Genomic DNA, 15,991 nt, shown 5'->3' with positions numbered 1-15,991 from the left:
GACGGCATCCGGATGCCGTGGAGCCGGGGTTGTCTCGACATCGAACCGACCGATCTCTCGATGTCGAGACACCTCACGGCTCGCACCTAGAATCATCGAGTGACTGAAAACGTCGATGTTCTCCTCATCGGTGGCGGCATCATGTCCGCCACTCTCGGCACGCTGCTGAAGGACCTCCAGCCCGATCTGAAGATCGCGGTGCTGGAGCGTTTGAGCGATGTCGCGCAGGAGAGCTCGAACGCCTGGAACAACGCCGGCACCGGCCACGCGGCCCTCTGCGAGCTGAACTACATGCCCGAGGGTAAAGACGGAGTGCTCGACCCGGCCAAGGCCGTCGCGATCAATGAGCAGTTCCAGCAGAGCCGCCAGCTGTGGGCCTCGCTCGTCGCCGAGGGTGTGCTCGACGAGCCGTCGACCTTCATCAACGCGACCCCGCACATGACCTTCGTCCGCGGTGAGAAAGACGTCGCGTTCCTCCGCAAGCGCTATGAGGTGCTCAAGCAGCAGCCGCTGTTCGAGGGCATCGAGTACAGCGAGGACTCCCGCGTCATCAACCAGTGGGCGCCCCTGCTCATGCAGAAGCGGCGCAAGGGCGAGCCCTTCGCCGCGACCCGCGTGCCCGCCGGCACCGACGTCGACTTCGGCTCGCTGACGCGCCAGCTCCTGGCGAACCTGCGCGAGAAGGGCGTCGACGTCGCCACCAACCACGACGTCAAGAAGCTGAAGAGGCAGAAGGACGGCACGTGGGAGGTCACCTACCGCCACGTCATCGGCGGCACCCCCGGCTCGATCAACGCGAAGTTCGTGTTCGTCGGCGCGGGCGGCTGGGCGCTGAAGCTCCTGCAGCGCTCCGGCATCCCCGAGATCAAGGGCTACGGCGTCTTCCCCATCGGAGGACAGTGGCTGAAGACGTCCAACCCCGACATCGTCGCCCAGCACCGCGCGAAGGTCTACTCGCAGGCGTCGGTCGGCGCCCCGCCCATGTCGGTGCCGCACCTCGACACGCGCGTCGTCGACGGTGAGGCGTCGGTCATGTTCGGTCCGTTCGCCACCTTCAGCCCGAAGTTCCTCAAGAACGGCTCGATGCTCGACATCGTCACGCAGGTGCGCCCGCACAACATCCTCCCCATGCTCAAGGTCGCCGTCGACAACCCGGGCCTCATCAAGTACCTGATGGGCGAGCTGCTCAAGACGCACGCGAAGAAGGTCGACAGCCTCCGCGACTTCATGCCCACGGCCAAAGACGAGGACTGGGAGCTGCTCGACGCCGGTCAGCGCGCCCAGGTCATGAAGCGCGACAAGGCCAAGGGGGGAGTGCTCCAGTTCGGCACCGAGGTCATCACCTCCGAAGACCGCTCGATCGCCGGTCTCCTCGGGGCGTCGCCGGGTGCGTCGACGGCCGTGTCGATCATGCTGGGCCTGATCAAGACCTGCTTCCCCGACCGCATGGCGGACTGGGAGCCGCGTCTTCGCGACCTGATCCCCAGCTACGGCGAGACGTTGAACACGCGTCCGGAGGTGGCTCGCAAAGAGCTGGATGCCACGGCCCGCGCGCTCGCGATCAACGCCTGAGTCCCACGTGGCGAAGCTGTACTTCCGCTACGGGGCGATGAACTCGGGTAAGTCCACGGCCCTGCTGCAGGCGGCGTACAACTACGAGGAGCGCGGTCAGCGCGTGCTGCTGGCCAAGCCCGAGATCGACACCAAGGGTGCCGGTCAGATCGAGAGTCGCCTGGGTGTTTCGCGCGCGGTCGACTTCCTCGTGCGCGCCGACGACGACCTGCGCGCGGTGTTCCACGCCGCCGCCGGCCCCGCGCCCGTCGCCTGCCTGCTCGTCGACGAGGCGCAGTTCTTCACCCCCGGTCAGGTCGACGACCTTCTGCGGGTCGCCGTGCTCGACGGCATCCCGGTGCTCGCCTACGGCATCCGCACCGACTTCCGCACCGAGGCCTTCCCCGGGTCGGCACGCCTGCTCGAGATCGCCCATAGCCTCGAAGAGCTCAAGACCATCTGCCGCTGCGGTCGCAAGGCGATCTTCAACGCGCGTCTGGTCGGCGGCCGGTTCGTCTTCGACGGCGACCAGGTCGCCATCGACGAGGGGCAGATCCAGGGCGAGGTCACGTACGAGTCCATGTGCGCGGTCTGCTACCTGCGCGAATCCGGCGGGCGGCTCGACGGGCGCTGACCCGGAGGCGGGTGCCGACCATCCGGTCGCCGCGCGGGCGGTGTCCTTGACGACCGATAGCCTGGAGGCATGCGCGTACTCCTGGCCGGCGGTGCCGGTTACATCGGAACTCACACGGCCGTGGCCCTCCTCGAAGCCGGCCACGACGTCGTCCTGCTCGACGACCTGTCGGGGACGCACGCCGTCGCCGCCGAGCGTGTCGAACGGATCACCGGCAAGCCCGCGCCGCTGGTCGTCGGAGACGCCGCCGACGACGCCGTGGTCGCCTCCGCGTTCGACGAGCACGGCCCGATCGACGCGATCATCCACCTCGCCGCGTTCAAGGCCGTCGGCGAGTCGACGCAGAAGCCGCTGGCCTACTACTCCAACAACCTCGACACCACGTTCGCACTCCTGCGGGTGGGGCTCGCGCACGGCATCCGGTCGTTCGTGTTCTCGAGCACCGGGACCGTTTACTCCGACCCCGCCGACCTGCCCTTCACCGAGGAGTCGACCACGAGCGTCGATCTCTCGAACGCGTACAGCAAGTCCAAGCGCATGAACGAGGTCGTGCTCGCGGACGTCGCCCGCGTGAACCCCGAGCTCAACGTCACGGTGCTGCGCTACTTCAACCCGGTGGGTGCGCACCCGTCGGGCCTCATCGGCGAAGATCCGGCCGGCATCCCGAACAACCTCATGCCCTACGTCTCGCGGGTCGCGATCGGCACGCTCGACGAGATCGGCGTCTTCGGTGACGACTACGACACCCCCGACGGCACCGGCCTGCGCGACTACATCCACGTCGTCGACCTCGCCGAGGGGCACGTCGCCGCTCTCGAACGCGCGCAGCCCGGGCACCAGGTGTTCAACCTCGGCACGGGCAAACCGGTGAGCGTGCTCGAACTGGTCGCATCGTTCGAGAAGGCGGTGGGTCACGACCTGCCGAAGAAGATCCTCGATCGTCGCCCCGGAGACGTCGCCGCCACGTACTGCGACCCGACGAAAGCCGGCGAGCTGTTGGGGTGGCGCACGCGCCTGTCGATCGACGACGCGTGCCGCGACTACTGGAACTGGCAGACCACCAACCCCGCCGGGTACGTCACGACCGCCGACGCCTGATCATCCGCGCGTAGGGTGGTGTGGTCCGGCCACACCGCACGACCGGCCGAACAGGGGATGCCATGGCCAGCACCGCACCGCGCGCGTGGCAGGTCGTCCTCGAGCGGATCGAGAACGACCTGCGCGACGGGCGCCTGGCCGCCGGCGACCGGCTGACGCCCGAGCGCGAGCTCGCGACGCAGCTCGGCGTGGGCCGATCGAGCGTCCGCGAAGCGGTCCGCGTGCTCGAGGTGCTCGGCGTCGTGCGCACCGCGACCGGCTCGGGACCCACCGCAGGAGCCATGATCGTCACCACCCCCCGCGGGGGCCTCGCGGCCTTCCTGCGACTGCAGGTGGCCGCCAACGGTTTCCCGCTGGTAGATGTCGTGCGCACGCGTATCGTGCTCGAGTGCGACGTCGCGGAGCGCCTCGCACAGGCGGACGTCGACCTGTCCGACGTGCACGACCTCCTGGGGGCGATGGATGCCGACGAGCTCACGCCCGAGGAGTTCCTCGCCCTCGACGCGCGGTTCCACCAGAGCCTGGCTGAGGTGTCGGGCAATGCGGTGATCTCGGCCATGATGGCCGGGCTCCGCAGCTCGATCGAGGCGTACACGGGGGCCGGGGCCGCTCGACTGGACGCGTGGCCGGCGGTGGTGGACCGGCTCCGGCGCGAGCACCGGCACATCGTCGACGCGGTGTCGCGCGGCGAGGCCGTCGAGGCGCGAGAGGCCGTCCGCGCCCACATCACCCGCTACTACACCGAGGTGGCGCAGGCTCAGCGTGCCGACGCCACCGACTCCGTGACCACCGCCTGAGGAGGGCCCCGTGACAGATCGACCCGCGCGTCCGCCGCGCCCCCAGCACATCCTGCACGTCGTCGCGACCGAGCGGCTGAGTCCGCATCTCGTGCGCATCCACGCCCGCGGCGAAGACCTCGCCGCGTTCCGCCAGAGCCCCCACACCGATCGCTACGTGAAGATCACTTTCGCGAAGCCGGAGCTCGGTCTCGAACCGCCCTACGATCTCGCCGCGCTCCGTGAGACCCTCGCCCCCGCGGACCTCCCCGTGACCCGCACCTATACGGTCCGTGCGGTGGACGGCGACCAGCTGACCATCGACTTCGTCGTGCACGGCGACGAGGGGCTCGCGGGCCCCTGGGCCGCGCGTGCGCAGGTCGGTGATCGTCTGGTCGTGTCCTCTCCCGGCGGCGGATACGCGCCCGACCCCGCCGCGACCTGGCACCTGTTCGTCGGTGACGAGTCGGCGATCCCGGCCATCGCGGCGGCTCTCGAAGCCCTGGCCCCGGATGCCACCGGCATCGCGTTCCTCGAAGTGCAGTCCGCCGACGAGCAGCTCGATCTGGTCGCCCCGGCCGGAGTGCGCATCGTGTGGGTGCACCGCGGCGACGCCGAGGCCGGTGCGACGCCGGTGCTGGCCGATGCAGTGGCCGACTGGCATCCGTTGGACGGACGCGGTCAGGTGTTCGCGCACGGGGAGCGCGAGAGCATGAAGGCGCTGCGCGACATCGTCTTCGGCCGATGGGGTCTGGCGCGCGATCAGGTGTCGCTGTCGGGGTACTGGGCCTACGGGCGCACCGAAGACCGCTTCCAGGCCGAGAAGCGCGAGCCGATCGGCCAGATCATCTGAGGTCGTCGAGGTCTCGCGCGGCGGGTGGCCCCGCGATGTCGGGCGCCTCCGCAGCCGCGACGCCACCCGGTGATGGCGCGGGGGATGTCAGTGCTGCTCGTGATCGCGCGCGGGATGCCGCGCCGTTCGGTGATCGCGCGGGGCCGCTGTTTCGGTGGTCGCACGGGGAGCCGTCGGCGCCCTCGATCACCCCGACCGGGGTGACGGAGCCGGACGGAGCGGCTGCGAGCAGTCGCCCGCAGCGGCGCGGCGGGGTTCTGCTCTTCCCGTCCTACTCGCCGGCGCGTTCGGGCAGCGTGGGCAGCAGCTTCTCGAGGAACGCGGCCGTGTCTTCCCAGCCATGCACGGCGTGGCATTCGACGCCCATGGCGAGCACGGGGTAGTCGTTGCCGTCGGGGTCGAGTCGGTCGCCCACGAAGAGCATGTCGTCGAGAGGGATTCCGGTGGCCTCGACGAGCTTGGTCATGCCGTAGGCCTTGTCGATGCCACGGTGGGTGATGTCGACCGACGTGGAACCGCCCGAGCGCACCTCGAGGTCGGAGATGCGGGAGGCCACGGCCTCGCGAAGGCTGTTCTTCTTCTCGCCGGTGGGGTCCCACGCCATCTTCGCCTCGAGCGGAGCGGACTGCCCGAGGGCCGAGAAGGTGATCTGCGAGCCGCGGTCCTCGAGGATGTCGCCCCACGGTTCGGCTTCCCACAAGCCCAGTCGTTCGGCTTCTTCGCGGACGGCCGAGAGGGCGCGCTGCTTCTCGTCGTCGGTGAGGGAGTGGGCGTAGACCGTCTCCACGCCCGCGGGGGTCAGGCGGTAGTACTGCGTGCCGCAGGTGGGCATGAGGTGGAAGTGCGCGAGCAGCGCCGGTGCGGCCTGCGGTAGACGCTCGACGACCTGCGTGCGGAACTGCTGCAGCTGCCCGCCCGAGATGATGGCGACCTCCACGCGGTCCGCGAGGGCGAGGAGCAGATCGCCGATGCGGGGGTCGATGGCCGACTTCGACGGGGCGAGCGTGTCGTCGAGGTCGAAGGCGACGAGGCGGGGCGAGGCGTCGGACACGTTTCTCCTGGAGGTCTCGGGGTCGCGGTGATCAACGCCCGTCGGGCGCACACGGCGTGGAGCCGCAGACGGCCCCCGCACGATTCTACGGGGGGTGCGTCACCGCCCCCGCCGGGTGAATTACGGGCGAGGAGGAGTGAGGCGGGCGCACCGTTCGCCAGTGGGGCTCAGGGTGCCACGGGGATGAGCGCGTGCCGTGGCGCTGCCGCCCGGACGGCGTCGATCTTCGTCCATCGACAGGGGAACGGCGGCCACTCACGCAAGAGAGCCCCCCGCGATCCGCGGGAGGCTCTCTGTCGATTCATGCACTGGTCGGGGTGACAGGATTTGAACCTGCGGCCTCGTCGTCCCGAACGACGCGCGCTACCAAGCTGCGCCACACCCCGTGAGCAACTTGAAAAGTCTACCCTGTTCCGACCCCTGCGACGAACCAGAGTGAAGGTTCGGGCGCGTCGCGGGGAGTCAGCCGGCCCCGGCGGGCGCGTGCGCGGTGGGGAGACCATCCGCGGCCGTCCTCGACGTGGTGACGAGGACGACCGCGGGTGCGGCGTCATCGGCGTGACGGTTGCGGACCCGGATGGCTGAGGCGGGGCCGCCGGCGAGTTCCGGTCGCCCGACCCGATCCGTCGCTCGAATTCAGATCCTCGGAGTGGACCGACGCCGAGCGACACCCCAGGCGATCACACCGATCCCGACCACCGCCGCAGCCGCCCCGCCCGCGCCGCCCAGCGACGCCGCGGACATCCCCGTCGTGGCCAGGGCCGCGGGGGCGGCGGGCGTGGACGGCGCGGGAGCCGGTGGGGGAGTGACGGCGGCGGGAGGCGTGGGAGACGGTTTCGGATCTACGGGAGGCGGCGTGGGGGCGAGCTGCTCGGTCTGCGCGGGGGAGGCGAAGCGCTCCTGCCACAGGTAGTCGGCCGGCAGATGGGCGAGTGCGTCGGCATCCTGATCCGCTCGAGCGACGCGCCACACGGCCGTGTAGACCCCCGGACCGGGCAGGTGCTCCGACCGGACCTCGTAGGCTCCGGCGCCGGCGGTCGGGTCCGTTCGCAGGTCGAGTCGCATCACCGGAGTGAGGTTCGACGGGATCTCGGCCGATTCGGCCGGATAGGCGCCCGTTCGATAGACATCGGCTGTCGCGGCGATCACCACGAACGAACCGTCCGCGTGGCGCGGCCAGACGCCGTCGGCGGTCGACACGGTGACGCGATCGGCGAAGCGACCGTCCTCGATGCGCGCGGTCGTTTCGATGCGGGGCGAGAACCGGACGAGACGAGGAGCGGCGTCCTGTGCCGACAGCGTGAACGTCGTCGGGCCGGCGGGCCCGGCCGACTCCTGCTGACCGGGAGTGGAGAAGTAGTGGACGGCGGCGGAGCCCACCGAGAAGGTCCCCGTCGCCCGGACGCTGTACGGACGGCCGTCATCGGACGAGGACGCGGGCGCGATGATGTCGTAGCCCTGCCCGGCGTGCACGTCCGCACGATCAGCTCGACCGGTGTCGGCGAAGACCGCGTTCTCGAGGTGCAGGGTGCCCGTCGCGGAGGAGTCCACGTCGGCGGTCACGGTGCCACGGGTCGGATCGTCGTCACGTGTCGTCCGCGCCAGCGCCCCTCCGACGCGCGGAACGGGGATGCTCTCGGCCTCGGCGAGATAACGCACCGCCCGTTCCTGCACGGCCGCGCTGTTCTCGGGGCTGGCCCGACGCATGATGTAGTCGATCGCCTCGGGCAGGCTGTCGCCGGTGTACCCCCACGAGTGCAGGGTCGTGTCACGATCGACGATGGCCTTCACGGCCCACCCGACGCCGGCCGCCTGCACGGGATCGTCGGTCTGTCCGTAGGTGGTGACGAGGTGGTTGATCGACACCAGCTGCTGCGGGCTCAGGCCGTTGACGTCCGATGAGACACCGCGGTCGGTGGTCGCATCGGTGGCGACGGGAAGCCCGGGATGGATGCAGTAGGTGTGCACATCGCCCACGCGCATCGAACCGTGCCAGCCCGTGCGCGACAGTGGCGCCCACGTGCCGAAGCCGGTGCCGCGCTCGGCGGCATGGGCGGCCGGGGCCATGCCGAGGCCGCCGAGCAGCGCGGCGATGACGGTGAACGCGGCGAGGGTTCGTCGACGTGACGGAGGAGGATGGTGCATGCGAGGAGTCCCTTCGTTCGAGGAGACTCGATCGTCCGACACGTCGCCCCCGCGGAAACGGCACAAGGGACCGATCCGTGGATGGATCAGCCCCTTGTGCGGGTGGGGAGGATGCCTCAGCGGGGCAGCAGCGTCAGCAGCGTCGCCTCGGGGCGGCACCCGAACCGCACGGGCGCGTAGATCGAATGGCCGAGACCCGCGCTCACGTTCAACGGCACCGTGCGTCCGTCGTGCGTCCACTCGCTGAGGCCTCGGGCCTGGTCGAGCGGGATATCGCAGTTCGAGACGAGTGCGTTGGGGCTGAACGGCACGCGCACCTGCCCGCCGTGTGTGTGGCCCGCCAGCAGCACGTCGGCGCCGAGGCCGGTGAACGTGTCGAGCGTGCGCCGGTAGGGCGCGTGCATCACGCCGAGGGTGATGTCGGCGGCATCCAGGGTCTCGAGGACCGGTGGGATCAGCTCGGGGTGGTCCCACCCGCGGTGTCCGTCGTTGACACCGAGGGCGTTCACGCGCAGCCCCTTGATCTCCACCGACACGGCCGTGTCGTCCAGGATGCTCCACCCGAGGTCGTCGGTGAAGAACCGGTCGAGCGCGTCCACATCGAGGTGCTTGTGCGCCGGAAGATGCCCCGACGGCCCGATGAAGTAGCGGAACGGGTTACGCGGAGCCGGCTCCTGGTAGTCGTTCGAGCCGTGCACGACGAGGCCCGGCACACCGCGGAGGGGGGAGAGGGCGGTTCGGATGCCGGTGAGTCCGTCGCGGTGACCCAGGTTGTCGCCCGTGTTGATGACGAGATCGGGGGAGAGCTCCGCCAGCCGCGCCATCCACTCCTGCTTGCGGTGCTGCCACGGCGCCATGTGGGCGTCGGACACGTGGAGGACGCGCAGGGGTTCCGCACCCTTGGGCAGCAATCGGAGCGCGTGGTAGCGCACCGTGAAGAGATAGCGCTCGACACCGACACCCCAGGCAGCGGCCCCGACGACCGCCGCCCCCGCGACCCCGAGGGGCGCGAGGGCGGCGGTCACGAGGGGGCGCGTCACGGGCATTCCTTCGCCACGACCGACAGAGCGATCGCCGTGTTCCTGTTGGCGGCGGTGCCACCGGCCGGGTTGGTGCTGACGACCTGACCCTCGGCCGGGGCGTTGGCGTCACGCTGGCATCCCCCGATGGAGATGTTGGTGTAGCCCGCGCCCGCCAGCGACGCCTGGGCGGCGGTCACCGTCTGCCCGTCCACGTTCGGCACGGTGCCGGTCTGGCCGTTGCCGGGGTTGATCGTGATGGTCGATCCGGCCGGAGCGGAGCCGCCGTTGGGGCTCTGCGCGGCCACGGTGTCGGTGCCGGACGCGGAGTCGACGGGATCTCCCACGGTGACGCGGAAGCCGGCGCCGGTCAGGGTCGACCGGGCACTGTCGATGCTCTGACCCACGACGTTGGGCAGATCGCGCTGCTGCGTGCGCAGGAGGTTCGACACCGGATCCGGGAACCGGTCGCCGCCGTAGAACTCGTTCGCGGCGCTCTGGATGTCATTGGCCAGGACGTACCGCATGCTGCTCAGCTCGTTGCCCTTGGCATACTCCCCGAACAGGTCCTTGTCGCCGTCGTAGTTCCCGACCCAGACAGCGGTCGTCGCGTTCGTCGACGACTCGATCATCCAGGTCTGGAAGCCTTCGTGCGTGCCGGTCTTGCCCATGACGGGGGTGCCGTCGAAGGGGTTGGCGTCGACACCGGTGCCGCCGCGCTGCATGACGCCCTGAAGGGCATAGGCGGTGGTCGCTGCGATCTCGGGCGTGAGCACCGGCGCGCACGTCCGCTCGGGGATGCGTCGCTCCTCGCCGTCTGCCGTCGTCACCTTGTCGATGACCTTGGGCTGGCAGCGGTTCCCGCCGTTGGCGACCGTGGCGAAGGCGCTGGCCATGGCGAGGGGCGAGACGTTGTCGCTTCCGATGACCTCATTCGCGTTCTCCATGAGGATGTCGCTTCCGTCACCTCGCGTCACGCCCATCTTCTTCACGACCTTGGAGATGTCGCACAGGTCGAGTTCGGCCGCCATCGCGAGGTAGCCGGTGTTCAGCGAATCGCGCGTGAACATCATGGGCGTGCCTACGTAGCCCCGGTTCTGCGCGAAGTTGTTGATGGTGGTGTTCTCCTGGTTGACCCAGTTCCCCGAACACGAGTTCGTCATGTTCGGAACCGGTCGGAGGCGGCCGTTGAGCGACTCGTTCAGAGAGTGGCCCTTCTCGAGCCAGTCGACCAGGGTGAACAGCTTGAACGTCGATCCGACGGGGAACCCGATCGAGCCACCGTTCGTGGAGTCGCCGGCGAAGACGATCGAGTTGTACGACGGGTCGGCCTGCGAGAGCTCCAGGTCCTGGGTGAACTTGGTGTTCTGCGCAATCGCGAGAACGCGCCCGGTCTTGGCCTCGAGACTGACGGCGGTCGACCCGAACTTCATCCCCTCGATGCTCTCGGGGGTGTTCTCGTTCATCGTGGTCTGCGCGGCGTCCTGCATACGCCAGTCCAGCGTGGTCTGGATGGTCAGGCCGTCCTGGCGGAGCGCCCGAACGCGGTCGTCGGTCTCCGCGCCGAAGGCGGGGTCGTTCAAGATCGTCGAGACGACGTACTGACAGAAGTACGGGGCGCCCGACGAGCCGCAGCCCTGCTCGGTCTCGGAGATCTGCGGCGTGATCGGCTCGACGGCGAACTGCACGTACTGTTCGTGCGTGATCTTTCCGTCGGCCTCCATGCGGCTGAGCACGTAGAGCTGACGGCCCTTGGTCTCGCTGTACCCGTCGGCGGCGGCGACGAGCTGTTCCTGCGTGATCTCGCCGTTGTCGCGCAGCGTGTAGAGCCCCTGGATCGTGCTCTGGTCGACGTCGTCGATCGAGCCGTCGGGCTGCTTGTTGTAGGCCGTTCCATCTGCGTCGACGATCGAGCCTTCGGCACGGTCGATGCGGAAGCGGTTCGGGTTCTGCACCATGCCGGCGAGGATCGCGGACTGCCCGATGTTCAGCTGGGAGGCCGAGACGTTGAAGTAGCGCTTGGCCGCGGCGTCGATGCCGTACGTCACGCCGCCGAAGTTGGCGATGTTGAGGTAGCCGAGCAGGATCTGGTCCTTCGAGAATTCCTTCTCGAGCTGGATGGCGTAGCGCATCTCCTGCAGCTTGCGCTGGTAGCCCTCGGGCCCTTCGGCCTGGACGGCCGCGAAGGCGCATTCCTGAAGTGCTTCGTCACGCGTCTTGCCCACCGGGTCGGTGTCGGTCGGCTCCACGGCTTTCGCGTCGCGCTCGCAACGCTGCACGAGAACGTTCTTCACGTACTGCTGACTGATCGAGGAGCCACCCTGCGTCGCACCGCTGGCGGCGTTGTTGAGCAACGCGCGCGTGGTGCCGATGAGGTCGACACCGCCGTGCTGGTAGTAGCGGGGGTCTTCCGACGACAGCACCGCGTCGTACATCACGGGCGCGATCTGCTCGAAGGTGACGGGGGAGCGGTTCTGGTCGTAGAACTTCGCCAGCACCCGGTCGCCGGCCATCAGCGTGGTGGGCTGCATCAGCTCGTCGGGCTGCAGGTAGCTCGGCATCTTGTCGAAGATCGTGATGGCGCTGGAGGCAGCGGCACCGGAGACGGCGATGGCCGGCGTGACAGCTGCGGTGACCAGGAGTCCGGCGACCGCGCTGAGTCCGACGAGGCCCAGGATGCCGCCGAGGGCACCGCTAGCCGTACGTTTGTTCTCGGGCATAGGGTTGATGCTAAGCGACGTTGCTGGGCGATGCCTTGAAGGCGTGCGCTCGCGCGCGTACGCCATCCGTCCGCGCGCGCATCATGTCTGCGCGCCGAGCCATCGCCGGGAGCCCGACAATGACCACGTGGGAATACCTCACCACTCCGCTGCTGATCCACAACACCGCCGCCATCCTCAACAACTGGGGGAAGCAGGGGTGGGAGCTCGTGCAGGTGGTGCCCGGGCCCGAGGGGGGCCTCGTGGCGTACCTCAAGCGTCCGACCGGCGGCGGGACCGCCAACACCGGTCTCGGCGCCGCAGAGGCTGCTGCGCGCCAGTTCGAGGGTCAGCAGTGAGCGTCTCCGAGCGCCTCGCCGCGCTCGGCGTCGACGTCCCGGCCGTCGTTCCCCCCGTCGCCGCCTACATTCCCGCGAAACGTCACGGCGATCTCGTCTACACCTCGGGCCAGCTGCCGATGGTGCAGGGTGCCCTCCCGGCGACGGGCAAAGTGGGCGAGGCCGAGGGACTCGTGACCCCGGCGGATGCGCGGTCGTGCGCGCGTCAGTGCGCGCTCAACGCCATCGCGGCAGCGGCGGCGGTCGTCGGAGGCGTCGACAACCTCGGTGGAGTGCTCAAACTCACCGGCTTCGTGGCATCCGTCCCCGAATTCACCGGTCAGCCGGCCGTGATCAACGGGGCGAGCGAATTCTTCGGCGAGGTCTTCGGAGAGGCCGGCGCCCACGCGCGTTCGGCGGTCGGAGTGCCCGTCCTGCCCCTGGACAGCCCGGTCGAGGTCGAGGTCGTCTTCACCGTCGTCTGATCGCCGAGGCACTGCCAGGAAGCGAAAGCGTAACCTAGCGTGTCATTTCGGTTTTCAGAATATGCCCATCGAATGATTAGGGTATTTACGGGGAAGCGCACCTGCGCTCGCCTTCCACGTGCTGTGGGGGGCACATTCTTTAGGGGAAAACGGGGAAAAATGAAGAAGACGACGAAATTCTGGGCGGCCGGCGCAACGGCACTCGCCCTCGCGGTCGGCGCCGGGATCAGCGTCCCCGCTGCCTACGCGGCCGACATCACGGGTGATGTGCGGGTCACGCTGGACTTCACCACGCCCAACGAGGTCGACGTCGCCGTCTGGGCGAAGAACACCTCGGCGGTCACCGCCTACGGCTCGGCGACGGTCGCCCAGACCAACGGGTGGATCGAGACCTTCAGCGAGAAGCGCTTCGCGCCCGGTGAGACGTGGACCTGGTCGGCGTCGTTCGACGGGTACGACTGCAGCGATCTGGACACCACCGCGGGTGTCGCTTTCGGTTCCTCCTCGCGCGGCGGCGACCCCGAGTGGACCTCGGGCGTCATCACGGCCTGGGACTCGCGCGTCACGGTGATCGGCTGCGACCTGCCGCCGAAGCCCACCCCGACGCCGACGCCGACCGCGACGCCGACGGCCACGCCGACCGCGACGCCCACGGCGACGCCGACGGCCACGCCGACCGCGACGCCCACCGCTCAGCCGACGTCCACGCCGACGCCGACCACGGCCCCGACCGGTGGCCCGACGCCGACCGCCACGCCGACGGCCACGTCGACGCCGACGGTCGCACCGACCGCCACCGCGACCGCCACGGCGACCGCGGTGCCCGTGCCGGCGGCCAACGGCCAGTCCGGTAAGGGTTCGCTCGCGACGACCGGTATGTCCGGCGCCGCCCTGCTGCCCATCGCGCTGATCGCCGCCGGTGTCCTCGCGGCCGGTGCGTTCATGCTGGTGCTGCGTCGCCGCCGCTCCATCTGATGACGACGAGACGGGGCCGTTCGTACGAACGGCCCCGTCTTCGTGTCTGCGGGCGCTGACCCCGCGCGCTCCGTCGTCACGTGGATGCCGGTCACCCGGCATCCACGCGACGGCGGCGCTACTTCACCTGGGCGCTGATCACGCTCATCACGGCCGTGTCCGCGAGCGTCGTGGTGTCACCGACCTCGCGACCTTCGGCCACATCGCGCAAGAGACGGCGCATGATCTTCCCCGAGCGGGTCTTGGGCAGTTCCCCGACGATGTAGACGTCCCTCGGGCGGGCGATGGGCCCGATCTGCTCGCCGACCCACCGCCGCAGCTCGTCGCCGAGGCCGTCGACGGGCTTCTGCTTCAGGTAGCGGCTCTTGATGATCACGAAGGCGACCACCGCCTGGCCCGTGGTCTCGTCGGAGGCACCCACCACGGCCGCTTCGGCCACACCCTCGTGTCCGACGAGCGCGGATTCGATCTCGGCCGTCGACAGGCGGTGCCCCGAGACGTTCATGACGTCGTCCACGCGTCCGAGGAGCCAGACGTCGCCGTCCTCGTCGAGACGGGCGCCGTCGCCGGCGAAGTAGTAGCCCTTGTCGGCGAACTTGTCCCAGTACGTCTCGCGGTAGCGGTCGGGGTCGCCCCAGATCCCGCGGAGCATGCTGGGCCACGGCTCGGTCACGACGAGCAGGCCGCCGCTGCCGTTCGCGACGGGTTCGCCGCTGTCGTCGACCACGGCGATCGAGATGCCGGGCAACGGCACCTGGGCGGAGCCGGGTTTGGTCTCGGTCACCCCCGGGAGGGCCGAGATTATGATGGCGCCGGTCTCGGTCTGCCACCACGTGTCGACGATCGGCGTCCGGTCGGCGCCGATGATCTCGCGATACCAGACCCACGCCTCGGGATTGATGGGCTCGCCCACCGACCCGAGGAGGCGGAGCGTCGACAGGTCGAACTTCTGCGGGACGTCGCGGCCGATCTTCATGAAGGAGCGGATGGCGGTGGGTGCCGTGTAGAAGATGGTCACCCCGTGCTTCTCGATGAGCTCCCACCAGCGGCCCGGGTGCGGCGTGTCGGGGGTTCCCTCGTACAGCAGCTGCGTCGCTCCATTGGCGAGGGGACCGTACGTCACGTAGGTGTGGCCCGTGATCCAGCCGATGTCCGCCGTGCACCAGTAGACGTCGGACTCGGGGTGGACGTCGTGCACGACGCGGTTGGTGAAGGCCGCCTGCGTGAGGTAGCCGCCCGAGGTGTGCAAGATGCCCTTGGGTTTACCCGTCGTACCCGAGGTGTACAGGATGAACAGCGGCGTCTCTGCCGGGAAGGCCTGTGCCTCGTGCTCGGCCGACGCCTGCGGGACGACGTCGTGCCACCAGAGGTCGCGGTCCTGCGTCCATTCGACCTCGTTCCCTCCGCGCTTGACGACGATGACGTGCTCGACGGTCTCCTGGATGCCGGAGCCGTTGCGGTCGGCGAGAGACTGGTCGACCGCGGGTTTGAGGGGGGAGACCTTGCCCTTGCGCCAACCGCCGTCGGCGGTGATCACGACCTTCGCCCCGGCGTCATCGATGCGGGCGCGGAGACTGTCGGCCGAGAATCCACCGAACACGACCGAGTGGACCGCGCCGATACGGGCGACCGCCAGCATCGAGGCGATCGCCTCGGGGATCATCGGCAGGTACAGGGCGACGCGGTCGCCCTTCTCCACGCCGAGACCGGTGAGAACGTTGGCGAGGCGCTTGACCTCGTCGGTGAGCTCGGCGTACGTGACGTTGCGCGAGTCGCCGGGTTCACCTTCCCACCGCAGCGCGACGCGATCGCCGTGACCCGCCTCGACGTGACGGTCGAGACAGTTGTAGGCGACGTTCAGCTCGCCGTCGGCGAACCACTCGGCGAACGGCGGGTTGGACCAATCCAGCACCTGCGTGAAAGGCGTGTGCCAATGCAGGTCGCGCGCCTGTTCGGCCCAGAAGCCCTCGCGGTCGGCGGCCGCGCGGTCGTACAGGCCGCGGTCGCCCACGGCATCGTCGACGAACTCGGCCGACGGCGGGAACCGGCGGGATTCGGAGAGGAGGTGGTCGATCTGGCTGCTCATCGCGGCGCTCCTTCGCGTTACGTGACGCCCGCGTCAGCGCACGGCGTCTTCACCTGGGTCACGCTATCGACCCCCTTCGACGGGGGCCACCTCCGATAGTTGGCATCCCGAATTCGGCGAAACAGGTGATATATCGCGATGAATAGGTGCGTCGAGTTGGTGCGGGCTTTTCGGCACGCGTAATCTGAGTGAGCCCGAACATCGCTTCCGGCATTTGCGTCCGGGGGGAGCCCCCCAATATTCCTCCGGCCGCACGGCGGCATCCCTCGCCCCCCACTGAA

13 protein-coding genes and 1 tRNA gene are annotated in these 15,991 nt (G+C 69.2%); 8 read left to right on the top strand and 6 right to left on the bottom strand.

What is annotated here, in order from left to right; all coding sequences use genetic code 11:
* Positions 1-99: 99 nt before the first annotated feature.
* From QRO03_RS03055 to QRO03_RS03035, 5 genes are all read left to right on the top strand, one after another.
* Positions 100-1,572, top strand: a complete 1,473-nt coding sequence (locus QRO03_RS03055; RefSeq protein WP_285136048.1) for a malate:quinone oxidoreductase — start codon at positions 100-102, stop codon at positions 1,570-1,572.
* Positions 1,573-1,579: 7 nt separating this feature from the next.
* Positions 1,580-2,185: a thymidine kinase gene (locus QRO03_RS03050; RefSeq protein WP_285136047.1), complete on the top strand. Its 606-nt coding sequence runs from the start codon at positions 1,580-1,582 to the stop codon at positions 2,183-2,185.
* 69 nt (positions 2,186-2,254) lie between these two features.
* Positions 2,255-3,283 (top strand): UDP-glucose 4-epimerase GalE, encoded by a 1,029-nt coding sequence (galE, locus tag QRO03_RS03045; RefSeq protein ID WP_285136046.1) that lies wholly within the window; start codon positions 2,255-2,257, stop codon positions 3,281-3,283.
* Positions 3,284-3,345: 62 nt separating this feature from the next.
* Positions 3,346-4,080 (top strand): FadR/GntR family transcriptional regulator, encoded by a 735-nt coding sequence (locus tag QRO03_RS03040; protein ID WP_285136045.1) that lies wholly within the window; start codon positions 3,346-3,348, stop codon positions 4,078-4,080.
* A gap of 10 nt (positions 4,081-4,090) precedes the next feature.
* A complete protein-coding gene (locus QRO03_RS03035; protein WP_285136044.1) occupies positions 4,091-4,912 on the top strand; it encodes a siderophore-interacting protein in 822 nt (273 codons plus the stop codon).
* Positions 4,913-5,183: 271 nt separating this feature from the next.
* Here QRO03_RS03035 and QRO03_RS03030 read toward each other — a convergent pair whose 3' ends face one another.
* From QRO03_RS03030 to QRO03_RS03010, 5 genes are all read right to left on the bottom strand, one after another.
* Positions 5,184-5,963 (bottom strand): HAD-IIB family hydrolase, encoded by a 780-nt coding sequence (locus tag QRO03_RS03030; RefSeq protein WP_285136043.1) that lies wholly within the window; start codon positions 5,961-5,963, stop codon positions 5,184-5,186.
* A 309-nt stretch (positions 5,964-6,272) separates the two neighbouring features.
* Positions 6,273-6,349, bottom strand: a tRNA-Pro gene (locus QRO03_RS03025).
* Between the two features lie 250 nt (positions 6,350-6,599).
* On the bottom strand, positions 6,600-8,108 hold the full coding sequence (locus tag QRO03_RS03020; RefSeq protein WP_285136042.1) for a hypothetical protein: 1,509 nt from the start codon (positions 8,106-8,108) through the stop codon (positions 6,600-6,602).
* Positions 8,109-8,224: 116 nt separating this feature from the next.
* A complete protein-coding gene (locus QRO03_RS03015) occupies positions 8,225-9,154 on the bottom strand; it encodes a metallophosphoesterase (protein ID WP_285136041.1) in 930 nt (309 codons plus the stop codon).
* Entirely contained in the window at positions 9,145-11,847 is a 2,703-nt protein-coding gene (locus QRO03_RS03010; RefSeq protein ID WP_285136040.1) for a transglycosylase domain-containing protein, read from the bottom strand. Before QRO03_RS03010 ends, QRO03_RS03015 begins: the two co-directional genes overlap by 10 nt.
* Before the next feature lie 119 nt (positions 11,848-11,966).
* On the opposite strand from QRO03_RS03010, the gene sp36 reads away from it, so the two are divergent.
* The 3 genes from sp36 (at position 11,967) to QRO03_RS02995 (ending at position 13,624) form a co-directional block, all read left to right on the top strand.
* Positions 11,967-12,185, top strand: coding sequence for a Sp36 family protein (gene sp36 / locus QRO03_RS03005; RefSeq protein ID WP_285136039.1), 219 nt, complete (start codon positions 11,967-11,969; stop codon positions 12,183-12,185).
* Positions 12,182-12,649: a RidA family protein gene (locus QRO03_RS03000; protein WP_285136038.1), complete on the top strand. Its 468-nt coding sequence runs from the start codon at positions 12,182-12,184 to the stop codon at positions 12,647-12,649. The genes sp36 and QRO03_RS03000 overlap by 4 nt, the downstream gene beginning before the upstream one ends.
* A gap of 159 nt (positions 12,650-12,808) precedes the next feature.
* Positions 12,809-13,624 (top strand): hypothetical protein, encoded by an 816-nt coding sequence (locus QRO03_RS02995; protein ID WP_285136037.1) that lies wholly within the window; start codon positions 12,809-12,811, stop codon positions 13,622-13,624.
* 118 nt (positions 13,625-13,742) lie between these two features.
* Here QRO03_RS02995 and acs read toward each other — a convergent pair whose 3' ends face one another.
* Positions 13,743-15,710, bottom strand: coding sequence for an acetate--CoA ligase (gene acs, locus QRO03_RS02990; protein ID WP_285136036.1), 1,968 nt, complete (start codon positions 15,708-15,710; stop codon positions 13,743-13,745).
* Positions 15,711-15,991 lie beyond the last annotated feature (281 nt).

Origin of the sequence: Microbacterium sp. lyk4-40-TSB-66 (assembly GCF_030209475.1) — a bacterium.
GTDB lineage: Bacteria > Actinomycetota > Actinomycetes > Actinomycetales > Microbacteriaceae > Microbacterium.
Note: the sequence above shows the minus strand (reverse complement) of the source record. Positions and strands in the feature narration are given on the sequence as shown.